Source organism: Streptomyces sp. Root431 (assembly GCF_001426585.1).
Taxonomy (GTDB): Bacteria; Actinomycetota; Actinomycetes; order Streptomycetales; family Streptomycetaceae; genus Streptomyces; species Streptomyces stackebrandtii.
On record NZ_LMEI01000011.1, the window covers coordinates 488,343 to 508,150 of the forward strand.

A 19,808-nucleotide genomic window follows, 5' to 3' on the forward strand; every position below is an offset into this window, starting at 1 on the left:
GGCGGGTGCGTCGCGGCGCCCGCCTTCCGAGACGGAGGGCGGGCGCCGGGACGGGCCCTACAGCTGCTGCCGGCGGATGATGTCCTCCAGGGAGCCCTGGGGCACCGAGCCGGCCGGGGTGAGCTTGTCGACGGCCTGGGGCAGGGACTGGGCGATCCGGTCGGCGGCCTCCTGCGGGCTGACGCCGGCGTCCTGGGCGACCTTCTGGAGGGTGTCGTCCGGGAGGGCGTCGGCGATCTGGGCGCCGCTGACGGGCTTGTTCTCGCCGGTGCCGACCCAGGACTGGGCCTGGTCGACGAGACCGGACTTGGTGAGCATGTCGAGGAGTCCGCCGAGCGGGTTCGCGCCGTCGGCGCCGCCGCTCTTGGCGCCGCCGAGGGCGCCGAGCAGGGAGCCGAGGATGCCGCCCGCGCCGCCGCTACCGCCCTGGCCGCCGCCTCCGAGGAGGCTACCGAGGAGACTGCCGAGGTCGTTTCCCGCCATCGTTCTGCCTTTCGTCCGGTTCGAAACACGAACAATCTCACCCATAGCACCCTGTTCCGCCACTCGGTGTACACACCGGACGCGGTAGAACAGTCGGCATGCTGCTGCACGTCGTACCGCTGGCCGACTGGTCCGCCGACCCCGCCGATCCGACCGCCCCCTACGCCCCGGCGTCGCTCGCCGCCGAGGGCTTCGTCCACTGCTCGGCCGACGAGCCCGCGGCCCTCGCGATCGCCGACGGCCCCTACCGGGCCGTGCCCGGCCCGCTCCTGGTCCTCGTGATCGACGAGTCCCTGCTCGGCGGCGAGGTCCGCTGGGAGGGCTCGGCGGGCCGGCTCTTCCCGCACGTCTACGGACCGATCGAGCGGGCGGCGGTGACGGCGGTCCTGGAGGTCCGCCGGGACGCGGACGGCCGTGCGAGGGAGCTGACGCCCCGTCCGTAGGCGTGTTGCGGGACCGCTGGCCGCGGCGCCGCCAAGCTGGCGCCATGACTCCACGCGCCACGAACCGCCGTACCGTCCTGTTCGCCGCCGCGGCCCTGACGACGGGCTGCGGCTCGGACGGCGGGGGTGACGGCGGTACGACCACCAGCGCCCCGGCCACTCCCGGCACGTCGGCCGCGCCCAGCACCCCCGCGACATCCGCCGCGCCCGAGTCGCCCGCCGCGTCGGCCACGACGACCGGTGCTCCCGCTCTGGCCAGGACCTCCGAGATCCCGGTCGGCGGCGGCACGGTCTTCAAGGAGCAGAAGGTGGTCGTCACCCAGCCCGCGGCCGGGGAGTTCAAGGCCTTCTCCGCGATCTGCACCCACCAGGGCTGCCTGGTGAACAAGGTCGCGGACGGCACCATCGACTGTCCCTGCCACGGCTCCAAGTACCGCATCGCCGACGGCTCGGTGGTGGCGGGCCCGGCTCCCCGCCCGCTCCCGGCCGAGCAGATTAATGTCTCGGAGGGATCGATCACCCTCGCGTAACCTCTCGCCATGACTCCGGACGAGCTGGTGCGCGATCACACGATCTACTCCTGCGTGATGGGCTCGCGCGCCTTCGGACTGGCGACCGAGGGCAGCGACACCGACGTGCGGGGCGTCTATCTCGCCCCGACGCCGCTCTTCTGGCGGTTCGACAAGCCCCCGGCCCATGTGGAGGGCCCCGGCGAGGACCAGTTCAGCTGGGAGCTGGAACGCTTCTGCGAGCTGGCCCTGCGCAACAACCCGAACGTCCTGGAGTGCCTGCACTCCCCCGTCGTCGAGCACCTCGACGACATGGGCCGCGAACTCCTCGCCCTGCGCGGGGCCTTCCTGTCCCGGCAGTCCCACCGGACCTTCGTCCGCTACGCCGGCGGCCAGCGCCGGAAGCTGGACGCGGACGTCCGCCAGGTCGGGCAACCGCGCTGGAAGCACGCGATGCACCTCGTGCGGCTGCTGACGAGCTGCCGCGACCTGCTCCGCACGGGCGAGCTCCGCGTCGACGTCGGCGAGGAGCGCGACCGCCTCCTCGCCGTCAAGCGGGGCGAGGTGCCGTGGCAGGAGGTCGAGTCCTGGATGAACCGCCTCCAGGACGAGGCGGACCGCGCCCACGACACGAGCCCGCTCCCCGCCGCCCCGGACCACGCCCGCGTCCAGGACTTCCTGATCCGCGCCCGCCGCGCGTCCCTCTGACGCCCCGGGCCCCGCGCCCCGCTCAGACGTCCCAGAGCGCCCCGAACGTCAGCAGGTCGCTCCGGTACTCGACGCGCTCCGCCCACTCCTTCGGCCAGGCGTCCGCGCCCAGGTGCGCCCCGGCGAAGGCGCCCGCGAGGGCGGCGATCGAGTCGGAGTCGCCGCGCGTGCAGGCCGCCCGGCGCAGGGCCGTGACGGGCTCGCCGGGGAAGAGCAGGAAGCAGAGCAGGCCGGTCGCGAAGGCCTCCTCGGCGATCCAGCCGTCGCCGGTGTACTCACAGGGGTCGAGCTCCGGGTCCGCCGTGCGCTGGACGGCGTCCAGACGCTCCAGGACGGCCAGGCACTCGTCCCAGCCGCGCCGGACGAAGGACAGCGCGGAGGGGTCCTGGGAGCGGGTCCACAGGTCGCCGAGCCAGTGCTCGTGGTAGCGGTCGCGGTTCTCGTACGCGTACGAGCGCAGCTGTCCGACCAGGCCGGCCGGGTCCACGCCCTGGGCGAGGAGGTACACGGCGCGGGCGGTGAGGTCGGAGGCGGCGAGTGCCGTGGGGTGGCCGTGGGTGAGGGCCGACTGGAGCTGGGCGGCGCCCGCGCGCTGCTCCTCGCTCAGCCCGGGGACGAGGCCGATCGGCGCGACCCGCATGTTGGCGCCGCAGCCCTTGGAGCCGATCTGGCTGGCGTCCTGCCAGGGCCGGTCGCCGTCGAGGAGCATGCAGGCGCGCAGGCAGGTGTTGCCGGGGGCCCGGTTGTTCTCCGGGGAGTGGTACCAGGAGACGAACTCGTCCCGGACCGGCCGGACGAGGCGCAGCGGGGCGAGCACGCCCCGGTCCATGGCCGTGCGGATGCCCCGGGCGAGGGCGAGGGTCATCTGGGTGTCGTCGGTGACGTACGCCGTCCCCCGGGCGAGCGGGAGCGGCATCTCCCGCCAGGGGCCGACCGAGGCGAGGATCGCCGGCACGTCCTTGAACTCGGTCGGGAAGCCCAGGGCGTCGCCGAGCGCGAGGCCGACGAGGGATCCGGTCGCGGCCTGCTTCACCGCGGTGCGGGTCGGGGTCATGAGGAGGGTCGTCCTTCCGGTCGCAGGAGTGGCGGGTGCAGGGCCGTGGCCTCGCCCGCCCGGTAGAGAGCGGCCGGTTTCCCCCGTCCGCCGGTGCGGCGCGGCGGTCCCTCCACGGCCCGGACGAAGCCGGGCGTAGTGAGGACCTTGCGCCGGAAGTTGGGGCGGTCGAGTTCGACGCCCCAGACCGTCTCGTACACCTGCCGCAGCTCGCCGAGGGTGAACTCGGGCGGGCAGAAGGCGGTGGCGAGGCAGGTGTACTCGAGCTTGGCGCCGACGCGTTCGCGGGCGTCGGCGAGGATCCGGTCGTGGTCGAAGGCCAGGGGCCCGTACGAGCCGTAGGGCAGCCACCGCGCCTCGACGGCGTCGCCGCCGCCGCGCGGTTCGGGCAGGCCGGGGACGAGCGCGGTGAAGGCGATGGAGACGACCCGCATCCGGGGGTCCCGGTCCGGTTCGCTGTAGGTGCGGAGCTGTTCGAGGTGGAGTCCCGCGACGGTGGCCCCGGGCAGTCCGGTCTCCTCGGCGAGTTCGCGGCGGGCGGCCGTCTCAGCGGACTCGCGGGGCAGGACGAAGCCGCCGGGCAGCGCCCACTCCCCCGTGTAGGGCTCCTGGCCGCGCTGGACGAGGAGGACGTGCAGGCGTTCCTCGCGGACGGTGAGGACGGCGAGGTCGACGGTGACGGCGAAGGGCTCGAAGGCGTGCGGGTCGTAGCCCCCGGGCGCCGGAGGGGTGCTCATCGGCGCTCCGGGTGGGAATCGGCAGGGATCAGGCCCTCGGCGAGGAGCGCGTCGACGGCGGCGACGGCCGCCGCGAGCCGCTCCTCGTGCGGGCCGCTGAGGACGGCCGTCCGGCGGCCGGAGTGGGCGAGCTGGGTGAGGAGGCGCGCGGTCATCCAGGGCCGCAGGAGCTCCTCGTCGCCCTCGGCGTTCTCGCCTGCGGCGACGCCTCGGTGGTCGGTGAGCAGCCACAGGTGCTGTCGGCCGTGGGCGGCGATCTCCCCGGTCTCGGGGCTCGCGGTGCCCAGGTACCGCTCGTGCCGGATGGCGGTGGCGAAGGCGTCCGTGTCGCAGAAGAGGACGGGCGAGCCGGCCCTGGCCGCCTCCTCCTCCCGTTCGGCCTGGTGCTGCGCGATGACGGGGAAGTCGGAGGAGCGGAGGGTGACGTCGGACCGGGTGGCTCCGGGGCGCTCGGCGCGGAGCTCGGCGAGCTTGAGTGCGCCGAACTCCCGCTCGTACGCCGGTACGCACCGCGTGCGGGCCCAGACGCCGCCGCGCCGCCGGTAGTGGTCGGCGAGGGCGAGGGCCATGGTGGTGGTGCCGCTGGACTCGGCACCGAGGACGACGACGCGCCGGGTGAGCGCGGAGCGTACCGGCGGCTCCAGGAAGTCCCAGCAGCCGGCGGGGTCGGCGCGGACGGCGGCGTCGGTGACGGGGAAGCGGGTGGGGTCGGGGTCGACGCGCACGGTCTCCGCACCGAAGCGACGGCCGAGCTCCGCTCCGTACGACTCTCCGTACGAATCCGCGGACGACGCTCCGTACAGCTCTCCGTACGGCTCCGCGGACGGCTCTCCGTACGAATCCGGGTACGGCCCCACCGGGAAGACGGCGTCGACGGGCTCGGGCACGGCTGCCCGCAGGCCGGCGGGGCTGTCGTCGGCGGCCGAGACGACGAGGGCGTCGGGGTGGATCTCGCGCATCCAGGCGACGCGGTCCGCCAGGGACGGGCTCTCGTCCGAGGAGCCGCGGACGAGCACGGTGAGGCGCTCGCACCGCTCGCGCGCGGTGCGGACGAGGTGGTGGTGACCGGCGTGCGGCGGAGAGAAGCCACCGACGACGAGACCGTGACCGTAGCGCTTCACGCCACCTCCCTCCTTTAGAGTCATCCTGACTATAAATGAAGGCGCACTCCGGCCACAAGCACGGGAAAGGCCCGTGACCGACCTGCGGTCACGGGCCTCTCTCGGCGAGGAGGGGGATTACATCCCGACTTCCTTCATCAGCATGCCGACCTCGGTGTTGGTCAGACGGCGCAGCCAGCCCGACTTCTGGTCGCCCAGGGAGATCGGGCCGAAGGCCGTACGGACCAGCTTGTCGACCGGGAAACCGGCCTCGGCCAGCATCCGGCGCACGATGTGCTTGCGGCCCTCGTGCAGGGTGACCTCGACGAGGTAGTTCTTTCCGGTCTGCTCGACGACACGGAAGTGGTCGGCGCGGGCGTACCCGTCCTCCAGCTCGATGCCGTCCTTGAGCATCCGGCCGACCTCGCGGGGCAGCGGGCCGGTGATGGCGGCGAGGTAGGTCTTCTTCACGCCGTACTTGGGGTGCGTGAGGCGGTGGGCCAGCTCGCCGTGGTTGGTGAGCAGGATGATGCCCTCGGTCTCCGTGTCGAGCCGGCCGACGTGGAAGAGCCGGGTCTCACGGTTGTTGACGTAGTCGCCGAGGCACTGGCGGCCTTCCGGGTCCTCCATGGTGGAGACGACGCCGGAGGGCTTGTTCAGCGCGAAGAACAGGTAGGACTGGGTGGCGACGGTGAGGCCGTCCACCTTGATCTCGTCCTTCTCCGGGTCGACGCGCATGCCCTGCTCGATCACGATCTGGCCGTTGACCTCGACGCGGGACTGCTCGATGAGCTCCTCGCAGGCACGCCGCGAGCCCACGCCGGCGCGGGCGAGGACCTTCTGCAGACGCTCGCCCTCCTGCTCGGCGCCGGGGAAGGTCTTCGGGGTCTTGATCTCCGGCTTGCCGGCGTACCGCTCCCGGTTGCGCTCCTCCGTACGGGCGTCGTACTCGCGCGAGCGGGACGGCTCGGTACGGCCGCCACCGCGCTGCGGGGACTGCCGGGGGCCACCCTTGGCGCCGCCGCGCGCGGAGGAGCCGCGGCCGCTCTTGGGGCCGCCGGCGGAGCCGCCGAGGCCGGGTACGTCGTACTGGCGCTCTTCGGGACGCGGGTTGCGCGGCCTGCTGCTGCCGCTGCCCTGCCTGTCGTCGCGGCCGCCGCCGGCGCCGCGGTAGCCACCGCCACCGCTGCCACCGGAGCCGCGGTAGCCGCCACCGCCACCGCTGCCACCACGACCGGCGCCGCCACCGCTGCTGCCGCCACGGCCTCCGCCGCCACCGCTGCTGCCGCCGCGGCCACCGCCGCTGCCGCCGCGGCCGCCGCTGTTGCCACCACGGCTCCCGCCGTTGTTTCCGCTGCTGTTCCTGCCGCTGCTGCTTCGCATCAAATTTCCGTCTTGTCGTCTACGTCTGCGTCCGGATCGAACGACGGGACGCCTTCCAGCGAGTCCGGCTCGACCGCCTCGGCCTCGGGGAGGAAAGGCGCGAGCTCGGGGAGTTCGTCCAGGCCGCGCAGGCCCATCCGCTCCAGGAAGTAGTTCGTCGTCCTGTACAGGATCGCACCTGTTTCGGGTTCCGCGCCCGCCTCCTCCACCAGACCCCGCTGGAGGAGGGTCCTCATGACCCCGTCGCAGTTGACCCCGCGGACCGCGGAGACCCGGGAACGGCTGACCGGCTGGCGGTACGCGACGACCGCGAGGGTCTCCAGGGCCGCCTGGGTGAGCCGGGCCTGCTGCCCGTCGAGCACGAAGGCCTCGACGGCCGCGGCGTGGGCGGCGCGGGTGTAGTAGCGCCAGCCGCCGGCCACCCGCCGCAGCTCGAAGCCGCGGCCCTGGGCGGTGTACTCGTCGGCCAGCTCGTGCAGGGCGTCGGCCACCTCGCGCGGGGCGCGGTCCAGGACCTTGGCGAGGTGCTGCTCGGTGGCGGGCTCGTCGACGACCATCAGGACGGCTTCGAGGGAGGGCTTGAGGTCGCTCACTCCTGGGCCTCCGTTTCTGGGGCCGGTTCCGCATCACGGGCGGATTCCGGGTCCGGGGCGGATTCCGGGTCCTGGGCGGGTTCCCGGTCGAACTCGTCGGTGACGCGGGTCTCCCCGTCGCCGCCCGCCCACGTGACGGTGAGCTCCCCGAGGGCCGTCTCCTGGTCGAGGCCGACGGCCTTCTCGCGGTAGAGCTCGAGAAGGGCGAGGAAGCGGGCGACGACCGTGAGGGTGTCCCCGGCGTCCTCGATCAGCTCGCGGAAGGCGGCCGTCCCGCGCTCGCGCAGCAGGGCGACGACCACGGCGGCCTGCTCCTGGACGCTGACGAGCGGGGCGTGGATGTGGTCGACGTACACCTGGGGCTCGGCCTTGGGCTGCATGGCCTTGACCGCCAGCCTGGCGAAGCCCTCGGCCCCGATGGAGATGACGACCTCGGGGAGCAGCTCGGCGTGGTGCGGTTCGAGTCCGACGGTACGGGGGTGGCGGCGGCCCTCGGTCTCCCAGCGGTCCTGGAAGATCTCCGCGATCCGCTTGTACGCGCGGTACTGGAGGAGGCGGGCGAAGAGCAGGTCGCGGGCCTCCAGGAGCGCGAGGTCGGCCTCGTCCTCCACCTCGGCGGCGGGGAGCAGCCGGGCGGCCTTGAGGTCGAGCAGGGTGGCGGCGACGACGAGGAACTCGGTGGTCTGGTCGAGGTCGCCGTCGGGGCCCAGGGCGCGCAGGTGCGCCATGAACTCGTCGGTGACCTGGGAGAGGGCGACCTCGGTGACGTCGAGCTTGTGCTTGGTGATCAGCTGGAGGAGCAGGTCGAAAGGCCCCTCGAAGTTCGCGAGCCGCACGGTGAACCGCCCGTCACCGGCCTCGGCGGCCTCCGCGACCTCGACGGGCTCCGTGTCCACGCCATCCAAGGCGTCCACGCCGTCCACGCCATCCAAGGCGTCCACGGCGTCGACCGCGTCGACCGCGTGCACCGCCTCCATGACGGGAGCGACGGATACGGGCTCCGCCGCCGCACCCCCCTGCGTCTCGCCCGGGCCGCGGCCCAGGGGGCGGCGGCCCGTCGGGCGGGACGTTTCGTCAGAGGCGTGGCGCATGGGGGTCCAGGGGGAACGGAGAGCTCGGCAGCCCGCAGGCTACCGTCAGCGGCCGCGCAGGCGGCGCACGAGGATGCTCGCGTCGCCGCGGGACTCCAGGTCCGCCAGGACGACGGCGACGGCCTCACGGACGATCCTGCCCCGGTCCACAGCGAGACCGTGCTCGCCCCTGAGGACGAGGCGGGCGTGCTCCAGGTCCATGAGCTCCTCGGCGGAGACGTAGACCGTGATCTTCTCGTCGTGGCGCTCGCGGCCGCTGGGCCGCCGGTTCGGGGTACGGCCGCCGCGCCGCCGCGCCGCCGGTGCCGGCACCGTGGCGGGGTTCGCCTGCTTCGGGGCGGCGCCTTCCGGCTCCGCCGTCCGGGCGCGCGGTTCGGCCGCCTCGGAGTCCGCCGCCGCATGCTCCGCGGAGCCCTCGGCCGCCGTCGGGTCGCTCTCGCCCGCCGGAGCCGGGACGGCCCGGCGGGGTGAGGACGACTGGAGCGCCGTCCCCCCGGTCGTACGGAAGAGTTCGTCGGCGCCGGGCAGACTCACTCGGCGTGACACCGGGCGAGCACCTCCCTGGCGAGCTGACGGTAGGCGGCGGCGCCCACGGAGTTCGAGGCGTACGTGGTGATGGGCTCGCCCGCGACCGTGGTCTCCGGGAAGCGCACGGTCCGCCCGATGACCGTGTGGTACACGTGGTCGTCGAAGGCCTCGACGACGCGCGCGAGGACCTCACGGCTGTGCACGGTCCGCGAGTCGTACATCGTGGCGAGGATGCCGTCGAGCTCCAGCTCGGGGTTGAGCCGCTCCTGGACCTTCTCGATCGTCTCGGTCAGCAGCGCCACTCCGCGCAGGGCGAAGAACTCGCATTCCAGCGGCACGATGACCTTGTGAGCCGCCGTCAGGGCGTTCACGGTCAGCAGGCCGAGCGAGGGCTGACAGTCAATCACGATGTAGTCGTAGTCGTTCATCAGCGGCTTCAGGGCGCGCTGGAGCGTCGACTCGCGCGCGACCTCGCTGACCAACTGGACTTCGGCGGCCGAGAGGTCGATGTTGCTCGGCAGCAGGTCCATGTTGGGAACGGCGGTCTTGAGGAGGACCTCGTCCGCCGACATGCCCCGCTCCATGAGCAGGTTGTAGACGGTGAGGTCGAGCTCCATCGGGTTCACGCCGAGGCCGACCGACAGGGCTCCCTGCGGGTCGAAGTCGACGAGCAGCACCCGTCGTCCGTACTCGGCGAGCGCGGCACCCAGGTTGATGGTCGACGTGGTCTTGCCGACGCCGCCCTTCTGGTTGCACATCGCGATGATCTTCGCGGGTCCGTGGTCGGTCAGGGGACCCGGGATCGGGAAGTACGGCAGGGGCCGTCCGGTGGGGCCGATCCGCTCGCGGCGCTGACGGGCAGCGTCGGGTGCGAGGGTGGCCGCGTACTCCGGGTCGGGCTCGTACTCGGCGTCGGGGTCGTAGAAGTGCCCCTCGGGCACCTCGTCAAAGGCGGCGAAGTGGGTGGACTCTCGGCCCATCTCGTTGCCGGCCGTGGCGTTCACGTGTAGGCCGTCCATCGTCTTCATCGTGTGGGCTGTCGTCATGGGCTGGTGCGTCGCGAAGGTCCGCACCGCGACGGAGCCGATCGGAGCACCTGGCGCACCGCTCCCGGGAGTAATTGTCGACTCATTCACAAGTCGTCTTACCTCCTTGGATGTCACCAGGAACATTTATCGATAGGTCAGCGTGGCACCATGCCGACGGTTGGCGACTCTATGGCGTGTCACCGCTCCGCAGCAACACAATCCGCCGGACCCGGCCGGATGTGTCGGCAACCGAACACGTCTCTGTCAAGGGTGCGCAGGCATGCATCCGCACGTTTCGGGGGTGCGCGAAACGGTTAAAGGGTTACGTTCGAGGCGAGTTGCGCGGGCCCCGGACGGGGCCGGACGCACAGCCGGCCGGACCTTGTCGAACAAGGTCCGGCCGGGTGTGTGGCATTGACGGCACGCGTTGACGGCGGCGCCTCGGGGGTCAGCCCAGGAGGGTGCTCAGCTCGACGTGCTCGAGGCCGTGCGCCTCCGCGACCTCCTTGTAAACCACCTTGCCGTCATGGGTGTTGAGACCCAGGGCGAGCGCGGAGTCGCGGCGCAGGGCCTCGGCCCAGCCGTTGTTCGCCAGCGACACGATGTAGGGCAGCGTGGCGTTGGTGAGCGCGTAGGTGGAGGTGTTCGGGACCGCGCCCGGCATGTTGGCGACGCAGTAGAAGACCGAGTTGTGGACCTGGAAGGTCGGCTCGGCGTGGGTGGTCGCGTGGGAGTCCTCGAAGCAGCCGCCCTGGTCGATCGCAATGTCGACAAGGACACTTCCGGGCTTCATCTTGGCGACGAGCTCGTTGGTGACCAGCTTCGGGGCCTTGGCGCCCGGGATGAGGACGGCGCCGATGACGAGGTCGGCCTCGACGACGGCCTTCTCCAGCTCGTAGGCGTTGGAGACGATCGTCTTCACCTTGGTGCCGAAGATCTTGTCGGCCTCGCGGAGCTTGTTGATGTCGCGGTCGAGCAGGGTCACGTGGAAGCCCATGCCGACGGCGATCTGCGTGGCGTTCCAGCCGGAGACGCCGCCGCCGATGACGACGCACTCACCGGCGTGGGTGCCGGGGACGCCGCCGGGGAGGACGCCGCGGCCGCCGACCGAGCGCATCAGGTGGTAGGCGCCGACCTGCGGGGCCAGGCGGCCCGCGACCTCGGACATCGGGGCGAGCAGCGGCAGGGCGCGGTTCGCGGTCTCGACGGTCTCGTAGGCGATGGCCGTGGTGCCGGACTCCAGCAGCGCGTCCGTGCACTCGCGGGAGGCGGCGAGGTGCAGGTACGTGAAGAGGGTCTGGTCCTTGCGGAGGCGGTGGTACTCCTCCGCGATGGGCTCCTTGACCTTGAGCAGCAGGTCGGCGGTGGCCCAGACCTCGTCGGCGGTGGCGAGGATCTCGGCGCCGGCGCCGACGTACTCCTCGTCCGTGATCGAGGAGCCGACACCGGCGTTCTGCTCGACGAAGACCTGGTGGCCGTTGCGGACGAGCTCGTGGACACCCGCAGGGGTGATGGCCACGCGGAACTCGTTGTTCTTGACCTCGCGGGGGATGCCGACCTTCATCGTCGATCACGGTCCTTGAATCTGAGGGGGGACAACTGGGGTACTGCGATACATACCCGGATGCACTGCGGCGCACCGGGGCAGACCACGTTCGAACGCGGCGGACCCAGTCTAATGAAGGAGTTCCCGGTGTCTAGCCTTTCAAAGTACTAATCTTTCTCGAACCCACTGCGGATTTCGTAGGCTGGGGCTTCCGTTTCCAGCAATCGCTCGGCTGCGGCCCTGTGCAGCCTGGCGGCGGCCGGGTCGCCGAGCCGGTCGAGCGTGTCGGCGAGCCGCAGCTGGAGCGCCGCCTGGAGCCGGGTGTCCCGCGCCCGCCGGGCCCACTCCACGGCCTCCTCGCAGGTCCGCAGCGACTCCTCCGGCCGTCCCGCGTACTCCTGCACCCGCGCCGCCTCGCTCAACGCCCGTGCGTATCCCGGGAGATCGTCGAGCCTGCGGTAGCCGGCCGCGGCGGCCCGCCAGTTCCGCAGGGCCTCGCCGTACCGCCCGGCGTAGGTCTGTACGGCGCCGAGGCGGCCGTACAGCCGGGCCTGGTCGGCGCGCTCGTCCCGGGCGAGGCGCTGGGCGAGCGCCCGCCCGTACCAGTCGCCCGCGCGCTGCCAGTCCCCCAGCTCCTGATACGAGCCACCTACGGATTCCATTGCGCGACCGGTGGCGTACGGATCATTTGCTGCCCTTCCGGCATCCAATGCCAACCGATATCGCAGCAGAGCGTCCTTCGTGCGTCCGGTCCTGGCATCGAGGTCGGCCAGGTTCAGCAGGGCGGCGGCCCGCTCGCGGTGCAGTCCGCGGCGCTCGGCCACGTCCAGGACCAGCTGGTGGAGGCCGTACAGCTCGGGCGCCGCGGCCTCGGCGCCCCGGTGCGCGGCCAGCGCCCTGACCAGGGAGGCGATCAGGCGGCGGGCCAGGGTGTCGAGCTCCCCGTCGGCGACGGCGAGGCGGGCGGAGGCGAGCAGCGCGGACTGCCGGGACCGCAGCCAGTCGGCCCCGGCGGCCTGCGTCGGGAAGCGCAGGGCGCGCGGCAGACCGGCCAGTTTCCGCCGGCCGGCCGAGCCCTCGGGTTCGGTGACCGCACGGCACGACTGGAGGAGCCGTACGGTCCGCTCCAGCATCCGGGCCCGGGCGAGCTGCACCTCGGCGGGCCGGTCGCGCTCCTCCAGCTGAGCGCGAAGGAGGGGGACGAGATGGGCGGGGACCTCGTACTGCCCGTCGTCGCCGCCGGAGACGAGCCCCAGGGCGGCGAAGTCGGCGAGGGTGGCGGCCGCCGCGGAGACCGAGCAGCCGGCCAGGGCGGAGGCGGTGTGGGCGTCGGCCCGGCCGAGCGGGGCCAGGGAGAGGAATCGCAGTATCCGGGCGGCGGTCGCGGGCAGCGCCTCGTGGGCGAGCAGGAAGGTCCGGGTGAGCGGGTCGCCGCTCAGCCCGCGGAGCTGCTTCGCGAGGTCGGCGACGGAGGCCTTGGGGCGGGCGGCGAGCCAGCCCCCGGCGAGGACGACCGCGCCGGGCATCCCCCCGCACGTCTCGACGAGCGTCTCGGCGGCCTGCGGGTCGACGGTGATGCGGACGGAGCCGGTGAAGGCCGTGAGCAGCTCGATGGCCGATTTGGGGTCGAGTCCGCCGAGGGTGCAGGGCCGTACGTCGGGGATGCCGGTGAGCGGTCCGCGCGAGACGCCGACGACCAGGCTGTCGGGGTTGTCGGGGATCAGCGGGTCGGCCTGCTCGGCGTCGACGGCGTCGTCGAGGATCAGGACGGCCCGGCGCTCGGCGAGGGCATGCCGGACCAGTTCGGTCAGCTCGTCCTCGCCGGCGCCGGGCGGCTCCGCCACGCCGAGCGCGGCCAGGAGTTCCTGAGCGACGCGGGCGGTGGGGACGGGGTCGCCGCCGGGCTCGGTGAGCCGGGCGCGGAACACCCCGTCGGGGTAGCGGTCGGCGAGCCCGCCGGCCAGCTCCTCGGCGAGGGCGGTACGCCCGGAGCCGGGCTTGCCGGCGACGAGCAGGACCCGGGCGCGGGGTGCCTTGCGGCCCGTGAGGGTGTCGAGGCCGGTCCGTTCGATGTCGGCGCGCAGGGCCTTCAACTCCCGCTGCCGGCCGAAGAACCGCCGGCCCACGGCCGCCGCCACCGCCTGATCCGTCACGGGCCACGCTCCCGTCCACCTGCGCACGAGCCGATCCCGCAGGGGTCTCCGCACGGGCGATCCCGAGCGTAGTTCAGGGCGCGGCACGGACCCGGTGGAGCGCGGCGGTGACGTCCCCCGATCGGATCAGCCGATGGTCACACCGCCGGACCCGGCCACACCCCGAACGGACGGGCTACGCCTCGAACGACCGGGCTACGCCTCTACGCCGCCCAGGGACGGGGGCCACACCGCTCAGGGACGGGCCACGCCTCAGGGACGGGCCTCGCCGCCCAGGGACGGGCCAAGCCCCCCCAGGGACGGGCCAAGCCCCCCAGGGCCGGGCTACGCCTCGAACGGGCGCGCCGGCCAGGGCGCGTCCGCCGGGCGCAGCGCCTCGACGCCCTCGCCCGCACGCGCGGCGACCAGCGCCAGGACACCCACGACCAGGCAGTTGTTGTGCAGCTCGCCCGCGAGGATCCCGCGCACGAGCTCCGCGAGCGGCACCCGCGCCGCCTCCATGTCCGCCTCCTCGTCGGAGACCTCGTAGCGCTCGCCCTCCGCCTCCGCGATGTCCCGGGCGAGGAAGATCCGTACGGCCTCGTCGCAGCCGCCCGGGGTCGTGTAGACGTCGGTCAGGACCCGCCAGTCCTCGGCCTTGACGTGGGCCTCCTCGTACAGCTCGCGCTGGGCGGCGTGCAGCGGGTTCTCCCCCGGCACGTCGAGCAGCCCCGCGGGGATCTCCCAGAGCTTCTGCCGCACCGGGTGCCGGTACTGCTTGAGCAGCAGCACCCGGTCGTGCTCGTCGAGGGCCAGGACGGCCACCGAGCCGGGGTGGACCTGGTAGTCGCGGCGGGCGACCGTGCCGTCGGGCATCTCCACGTCGTCCGTGCGGACACTCGTCTTCTTGCCCTGGAAGGGGGTCGTCGTGGCGACGACCCGCCACTCCTCCGGGGTGTCCTGCAACTCCATGTGCTGTCCTCCCACATACGAAAGCCGGGGTACGCGTCGTCAAGGACGCGTACCCCGGCAACGTTAACGCCCGGCGGTTACTTGACCGGCTTGCCCGTCTTGCGCTCGACGGCCGCCTTGACCAGGCCCGCGAAGAGCGGGTGCGGGCGGGTCGGGCGGGAGCGGAGCTCCGGGTGCGCCTGCGTGGCGACCAGGTAGGGGTGGATCTCGCGCGGGTACTCGACGTACTCGACGAGCTTGTTGTCCGGGGAGGTGCCCGAGAAGACCAGGCCGGCCTTCTTCTCCAGCTCCGCGCGGTAGGAGTTGTTCACCTCGTAGCGGTGGCGGTGGCGCTCGTCCACGTACGGCTGGTCGTCGTAGACCTCGCGGACGATCGAACCCTCGGCGAGCTTCGCCGGGTACAGGCCCAGGCGCATCGTTCCGCCCAGGTCGCCGGCGCCCTCGACGTACGCGAGCTGCTCCTCCATCGTGGAGACGACGGGGTGCGCGGTGGCCGGGTCGAACTCGGTCGAGTTGGCGTCCGGGATGTCCGCGAGGTTCCGCGCGGCCTCGATGACGATGCACTGCAGGCCGAGGCAGATGCCGAGCAGCGGCACCTTGTTCTCACGGGCGTACTGGATCGCGCCGATCTTGCCGTTCACACCGCGGTCGCCGAAGCCGCCGGGGATGAGGATCGCGTCGACGTCGCCGAGCTGCTTCTTGGCGCCGGCCGGCGTCTTGCAGTCGTCGGAGGTGACCCACTTGACCTTGACGCGGGCCTTGTTGGCGAAGCCGCCGGCGCGCATGGCCTCGGTGATCGAGAGGTAGGCGTCGGGCAGGTCGATGTACTTGCCGACGAGCGCGACCGTGACCTCGTGGTCGGGGTTGTGGACGCGGTCCAGCAGGTCGTCCCAGGTGGACCAGTCCACGTCGCGGAACGGCAGGTCGAGCTTGCGGACGACGTAGGCGTCCAGGCCCTCGGTGTGCAGGACCTTCGGGATGTCGTAGATCGACTTGGCGTCGATCGCGGCGACGACCGCGGCCTCGTCGACGTCGCACATCAGCGAGATCTTGCGCTTGATGGCGGTCGGGACCTCGCGGTCGGCGCGCAGGACGATCGCGTCCGGCTGGATGCCGATGTTGCGCAGGGCGGCGACCGAGTGCTGGGTCGGCTTGGTCTTCAGCTCGCCGGAGGGGCCGATGTAGGGCAGCAGCGAGATGTGCACGACGAAGACGTTGTCGCGGCCGACCTCGTGGCGGACCTGGCGGACGGTCTCCAGGAACGGCAGGGACTCGATGTCGCCGACGGTGCCGCCGACCTCGGTGATGACGACGTCCACGTCGTCCGTCGCCATGCGGCGGATGCGGGACTTGATCTCGTTCGTGATGTGCGGGATGACCTGCACGGTGTCACCGAGGTACTCGCCGCGCCGCTCCTTGGCGATGACCTGCGAGTAGACCTGGCCGGTGGTGACGTTGGCCGAGCCGTCGAGGTCGACGTCGAGGAAGCGCTCGTAGTGGCCGATGTCCAGGTCGGTCTCGGCGCCGTCGTTGGTGACGAACACCTCACCGTGCTGGAAGGGGTTCATCGTGCCCGGGTCGACGTTCAGGTACGGGTCGAGCTTCTGCATCGTGACCCGCAGGCCTCGGGCCTTGAGGAGCGCACCCAGGCTGGAGGCGGTAAGGCCCTTGCCGAGGCTGGAGGCGACACCCCCGGTGACGAAGATGTGCTTGGTCGTCGTGGTGTTGGGCGGCATCGCCAAGAGGGGGCTCCCGTGGTCGCGTTCTGGAGGTGCGTACCGGCGTCCCCTCCGGAAGAATCGGGGGGTGCCGTCGCTGCGGTTTCGGGGTCCTCGGCTGTCGCCGTTTCCCACCGGTCCACGGGGTACCAGGGTATCAGCGACATCGGGAGACCGCTTCCGGCCACACGCGGCAGTCGGGTGTTCACGGACGGCTACGGAAGGGGTGGGGCGGGATCCGTCCGGTGGGGTGATCGAAGGGGTCACGGGCCTGTTCACCCGATCGGAGCAGCGCCGTTACCTGGGTGATCACCGGGTCACTAGGGTGCGACGTATCCTGCTCGGACATAGCCCGCCGAGCCGGCCGGCCAGCGGCACCACCCCGCCTCTTCACCGGACCGAAGCTCGTCGACGATCCCTTGACCGCTGAGACACGCAGACCCGGCTGACACCCAGCCGGCGCATCTGGAGCAAGCGCCCCGCGGGGCGGACATGGCCGTTCGACTGGAGTGAAGCACGTGGCCGGGCGCATCGAGGATTACGCACTCATCGGAGACATGCAGACCGCCGCCCTGGTCTGCCGGGACGGCAGCGTCGACTGGCTGTGTCTCCCCCGCTTCGACTCGCACGCGGTCTTCGCCGGACTGCTCGGTACCGAGGAACACGGATTCTGGCGGGTGGGACCCGCCGTGTCCGAGGGCGCCGAACCGCCCCCGGCCGACCGGCGCCGCTACCGGGGCGACTCCCTGATCCTGGAGTCCGAGTGGGACACCCCGCGCGGCACGGTCCGGGTGACGGACTTCATGCCCCCGCGCGACGGCGCCCCGCAGATCATCCGGATCGTGGAGGGCGTTACCGGCCGCGTGCCGATGAGCTCCGCGCTGCGGATGCGCTTCAGCTACGGCCGGATCGTGCCCTGGGTCCACAAGGTCGGCGACCGCACGGTCGCGGTCGCCGGGCCCGACTCGGTGTGGCTGGACACGGACGCGGAGACGCACGGCGAGGACCTCACCACGTACTCCGAGTTCACCGTCTCCCCCGGTGACCGGATCACCTTCACGCTCTCCTGGCAGCCCTCCCACAAGGAGCCGCCCGCGCTGCCGGACCCGGAGGGCTCCCTGGAGGCGACCGCCGACTTCTGGCGCGAGTGGGTCGACCACTGCACGTACCACGGCCCCTACCGGGAGGCCGTGGTCCGTTCCCTGATCACGCTGAAGGCGCTGACGTACGCGCCGACCGGCGGGATCGTGGCCGCGCCGACCACCTCGCTGCCCGAGGAGATCGGCGGCGTCCGGAACTGGGACTACCGCTACACCTGGCTGCGGGACGCGGCGATCACCCTCTCCTCGATGCTGCGCACCGGCTACCGCGAGGAGGCCCGCGCCTGGCGGGACTGGCTGCTCCGCGCGGTCGCGGGCGACCCGGAGAACCTCCAGATCATGTACGGCATCGCGGGCGAGCGGGAGCTCGGCGAGGCGGAGCTCGACTGGCTCCCGGGGTACGAGAACTCCGGCCCGGTCCGGGTCGGCAACGGCGCCGCCAACCAGCTCCAGCTCGACGTCTACGGCGAGGTCACCGAGGCCCTCCACCTCGCGCACATGACGGGGCTCTCCCGCAACGACTACGCCTCGCTCCTCCAGCTGAAGCTGATCAGGTACCTGGAGACCCACTGGGACCAGCCCGACGAGGGCATCTGGGAGGTCCGCGGCCCGCGCCGGCACTTCACCCACTCCAAGGTGATGGCCTGGGTGGCCGTCGACCGCACGATCAAGCTCATCGAGTCCGGGGACGCCGACGGCCCGCTGGAGCGCTGGCGCGACCTGCGCGACGAGATCCACCGGGACGTCTGCGAGAAGGGCTACGACCCGGAGCGGAACACCTTCACGCAGTCGTACGGCTCCAAGGAGTTGGACGCCTCGCTGCTGCTGATCCCGCAGATGGGCTTCCTGCCGCCGGACGACAAGCGGGTCATCGGCACGATCGAGGCGATCCAGCGGGAGCTGTCCACGGAGGACGGCTTCGTGCTGCGCTACCCGACGGCCGGCGAGGAGGCCGGCGTCGACGGCCTGGAGGGCGACGAGGGCGCGTTCCTCGCCTGCTCCTTCTGGCTCGCGGACGACCTGGCGATGATCGGCCGGGTCGACGAGGCCCGCACGCTCTTCGAGAAGCTGCTCTCGCTCCGCAACGACCTCGGGCTGCTCGCCGAGGAGTGGGACCCGCGGCTCCAGCGCCAGGTGGGGAACTTCCCGCAGGCGTTCAGCCACGTCCCGCTGATCGACACCGCGCTCCGTCTGACGGCCAGCGGGGCGTACGGCGGCTGACGCGGCCCCGCGCGGGGGACAGTGCCCGGACCTACGATGAGAAGGTCCTGTCCCCCGTACGAAAGGGGGGCTCTGATGGCTCCCCACATCTCCGAGAGCGCCCTGGCCGGACTGGTCGAGGACCTGGCCGGACAGGTGATCATCCCCGGCGATCCGGGCTACGACGAGGCCCGTGCCCTGCACAACGGGATGATCGACCGGCGTCCGTCGGTGATCGCCCAGTGCGCCACCCGGGCCGACGTGTCGAACGCGGTCCTGTTCGGCCGCGCGGCCGACCTGCCGATCGCGGTGCGCGGCGGCGGACACAGCGTCGCCGGGAGCTCCATGATCGACGGCGCGCTGATCATCGATCTCCGCCGGATGCACGGCGTGGTCGTGGACCCCGAGGACATGACGGTACGGGTCGAGGGCGGGGCGACCATGTCCCATCTGGACCACGCGTGCCAGCCGTTCCACGTGGCGACCACCGGCGGACGGGTCTCCACCACCGGCGTCGGCGGATTCACGCTGGGCGGCGGCTCGGGGTGGCTGGAGCGGAAGTTCGGCCTCGCCAGCGACAACCTGCTCGCCGCCGACCTGATCACCGCCGAGGGCAAGCACGTCCACACGGACGCGGAGGAGAACGCGGAGCTGTTCTGGGCGCTGCACGGCGGCGGCGGCAACTTCGGGGTGGCGACCTCGCTGACGCTGCGGCTGCACCCGCTGCCCAGAATGAGCGTCGCGATGCTGTTCTTCCTGCCCGAGAACGCGCCCGAGGTGGTGCGCACCTTCCGTGATCTCGGCGCCCGCGCGCCCGACGCGATGGGCGGCGGCGCCATCTACCTGCCCGCGCCCCCGGAGCCGTTCGTCCCCGAGGAGCTGGTCGGCAAGCTGGTCTGCGGGGCCCTGTTCACCTACACCGGGCCGGTCGCCGAGCTCCGCGATTTCGCGGCGCCGCTGTTCGCGCTGAAGCCCGTGATCGAGATCGTCACGGACATCCCGTACGTCGACCTGCAGTCGATGCTCGACGACCCGCCGGGGCTGCGGAACTACTGGTCGGCCGAGTACCTGCGGGAGTTCCCCGACGAGGCCGTGGACGTCTTCTGCGACCGCGGCGCCCGGATCCCGGCGTCGACCGCCACCCAGCACGTGCTGTTCCTGATGGGCGGGGCGGTGGCCGCGGGGCCCTCCGAGTACCCGCAGCCGTGGCGCACCGCGCCATGGGCGGTGCACCCGTTCGCGACCTGGGAGGACCCCGCGTACGACGAGCAGGCGAAGCAGTGGGTCCACGACGTGCGGGCGGACGCGCGGCCGTGGGCGATCGACGCGACGTATCTGAACTTCGTCGGCGCCGAGGGCGAGCAGCGGATCGTCTCCTCCTTCGGTGAGGAGAACTACCGCCGGCTCGCCGCCGTGAAGGCCGCCTACGACCCCGACAACGTGTTCCGCTTCAACCAGAACATCGTGCCGGCCGGCTGAGCCG

At 72.2% G+C, this 19,808-nt stretch carries 18 protein-coding genes; 5 read left to right on the plus strand and 13 right to left on the minus strand.

Annotated features, from left to right (window positions below):
* Positions 1–57: 57 nt before the first annotated feature.
* Positions 58–483, minus strand: a complete 426-nt coding sequence (locus ASC82_RS21890) for a YidB family protein (protein ID WP_056650663.1) — start codon at positions 481–483, stop codon at positions 58–60.
* 98 nt (positions 484–581) lie between these two features.
* On the opposite strand from ASC82_RS21890, the gene ASC82_RS21895 reads away from it, so the two are divergent.
* From ASC82_RS21895 to ASC82_RS21905, 3 genes are read left to right on the plus strand one after another with little or no spacing between them, the layout of a single operon-like run.
* Positions 582–926: a DUF952 domain-containing protein gene (locus tag ASC82_RS21895; protein ID WP_056650667.1), complete on the plus strand. Its 345-nt coding sequence runs from the start codon at positions 582–584 to the stop codon at positions 924–926.
* A 44-nt stretch (positions 927–970) separates the two neighbouring features.
* Positions 971–1,456, plus strand: a complete 486-nt coding sequence (locus ASC82_RS21900; RefSeq protein ID WP_056650669.1) for a Rieske (2Fe-2S) protein — start codon at positions 971–973, stop codon at positions 1,454–1,456.
* 9 nt (positions 1,457–1,465) lie between these two features.
* Positions 1,466–2,143, plus strand: coding sequence for a nucleotidyltransferase domain-containing protein (locus ASC82_RS21905; RefSeq protein ID WP_056650670.1), 678 nt, complete (start codon positions 1,466–1,468; stop codon positions 2,141–2,143).
* A 22-nt stretch (positions 2,144–2,165) separates the two neighbouring features.
* On the opposite strand, the gene ASC82_RS21910 is transcribed toward ASC82_RS21905, so the two are convergent.
* From ASC82_RS21910 to ASC82_RS21965, 12 genes are all read right to left on the minus strand, one after another.
* Entirely contained in the window at positions 2,166–3,197 is a 1,032-nt protein-coding gene (locus ASC82_RS21910) for an ADP-ribosylglycohydrolase family protein (protein WP_056650673.1), read from the minus strand.
* Positions 3,194–3,934: an NUDIX domain-containing protein gene (locus tag ASC82_RS21915; RefSeq protein WP_056650676.1), complete on the minus strand. Its 741-nt coding sequence runs from the start codon at positions 3,932–3,934 to the stop codon at positions 3,194–3,196. The genes ASC82_RS21910 and ASC82_RS21915 overlap by 4 nt, the downstream gene beginning before the upstream one ends.
* Positions 3,931–5,055 (minus strand): AAA family ATPase, encoded by a 1,125-nt coding sequence (locus tag ASC82_RS21920; protein WP_056650680.1) that lies wholly within the window; start codon positions 5,053–5,055, stop codon positions 3,931–3,933. The genes ASC82_RS21915 and ASC82_RS21920 overlap by 4 nt, the downstream gene beginning before the upstream one ends.
* Positions 5,056–5,172: 117 nt before the next feature.
* Positions 5,173–6,417, minus strand: coding sequence for a pseudouridine synthase (locus tag ASC82_RS21925; RefSeq protein WP_056650683.1), 1,245 nt, complete (start codon positions 6,415–6,417; stop codon positions 5,173–5,175).
* Positions 6,417–7,010 (minus strand): SMC-Scp complex subunit ScpB, encoded by a 594-nt coding sequence (scpB, locus tag ASC82_RS21930; protein ID WP_079039403.1) that lies wholly within the window; start codon positions 7,008–7,010, stop codon positions 6,417–6,419. The genes ASC82_RS21925 and scpB overlap by 1 nt, the downstream gene beginning before the upstream one ends.
* Complete coding sequence (locus tag ASC82_RS21935) at positions 7,007–8,101, minus strand: segregation/condensation protein A (protein WP_079039404.1); 1,095 nt, start codon at positions 8,099–8,101, stop codon at positions 7,007–7,009. Before ASC82_RS21935 ends, scpB begins: the two co-directional genes overlap by 4 nt.
* A gap of 45 nt (positions 8,102–8,146) precedes the next feature.
* Positions 8,147–8,635, minus strand: a complete 489-nt coding sequence (locus tag ASC82_RS21940) for a hypothetical protein (RefSeq protein ID WP_056650685.1) — start codon at positions 8,633–8,635, stop codon at positions 8,147–8,149.
* Positions 8,632–9,657 (minus strand): ParA family protein, encoded by a 1,026-nt coding sequence (locus ASC82_RS21945; protein ID WP_037637819.1) that lies wholly within the window; start codon positions 9,655–9,657, stop codon positions 8,632–8,634. Before ASC82_RS21945 ends, ASC82_RS21940 begins: the two co-directional genes overlap by 4 nt.
* 448 nt (positions 9,658–10,105) lie before the next feature.
* Positions 10,106–11,221, minus strand: a complete 1,116-nt coding sequence (gene ald / locus ASC82_RS21950) for an alanine dehydrogenase (RefSeq protein WP_056650689.1) — start codon at positions 11,219–11,221, stop codon at positions 10,106–10,108.
* A gap of 149 nt (positions 11,222–11,370) precedes the next feature.
* Entirely contained in the window at positions 11,371–13,356 is a 1,986-nt protein-coding gene (locus tag ASC82_RS21955; protein ID WP_107105938.1) for a tetratricopeptide repeat protein, read from the minus strand.
* A 324-nt stretch (positions 13,357–13,680) separates the two neighbouring features.
* Positions 13,681–14,307, minus strand: a complete 627-nt coding sequence (locus ASC82_RS21960; RefSeq protein ID WP_056650696.1) for an NUDIX hydrolase — start codon at positions 14,305–14,307, stop codon at positions 13,681–13,683.
* Between the two features lie 77 nt (positions 14,308–14,384).
* Positions 14,385–16,043, minus strand: a complete 1,659-nt coding sequence (locus ASC82_RS21965; protein WP_056650699.1) for a CTP synthase — start codon at positions 16,041–16,043, stop codon at positions 14,385–14,387.
* A 500-nt stretch (positions 16,044–16,543) separates the two neighbouring features.
* Between ASC82_RS21965 and ASC82_RS21970 the strand changes: the two genes are divergently transcribed.
* Positions 16,544–18,346 (plus strand): glycoside hydrolase family 15 protein, encoded by a 1,803-nt coding sequence (locus tag ASC82_RS21970; protein WP_056650702.1) that lies wholly within the window; start codon positions 16,544–16,546, stop codon positions 18,344–18,346.
* 75 nt (positions 18,347–18,421) lie between these two features.
* Positions 18,422–19,804 (plus strand): FAD-binding oxidoreductase, encoded by a 1,383-nt coding sequence (locus ASC82_RS21975; RefSeq protein ID WP_056650705.1) that lies wholly within the window; start codon positions 18,422–18,424, stop codon positions 19,802–19,804.
* Positions 19,805–19,808: the final 4 nt, after the last annotated feature.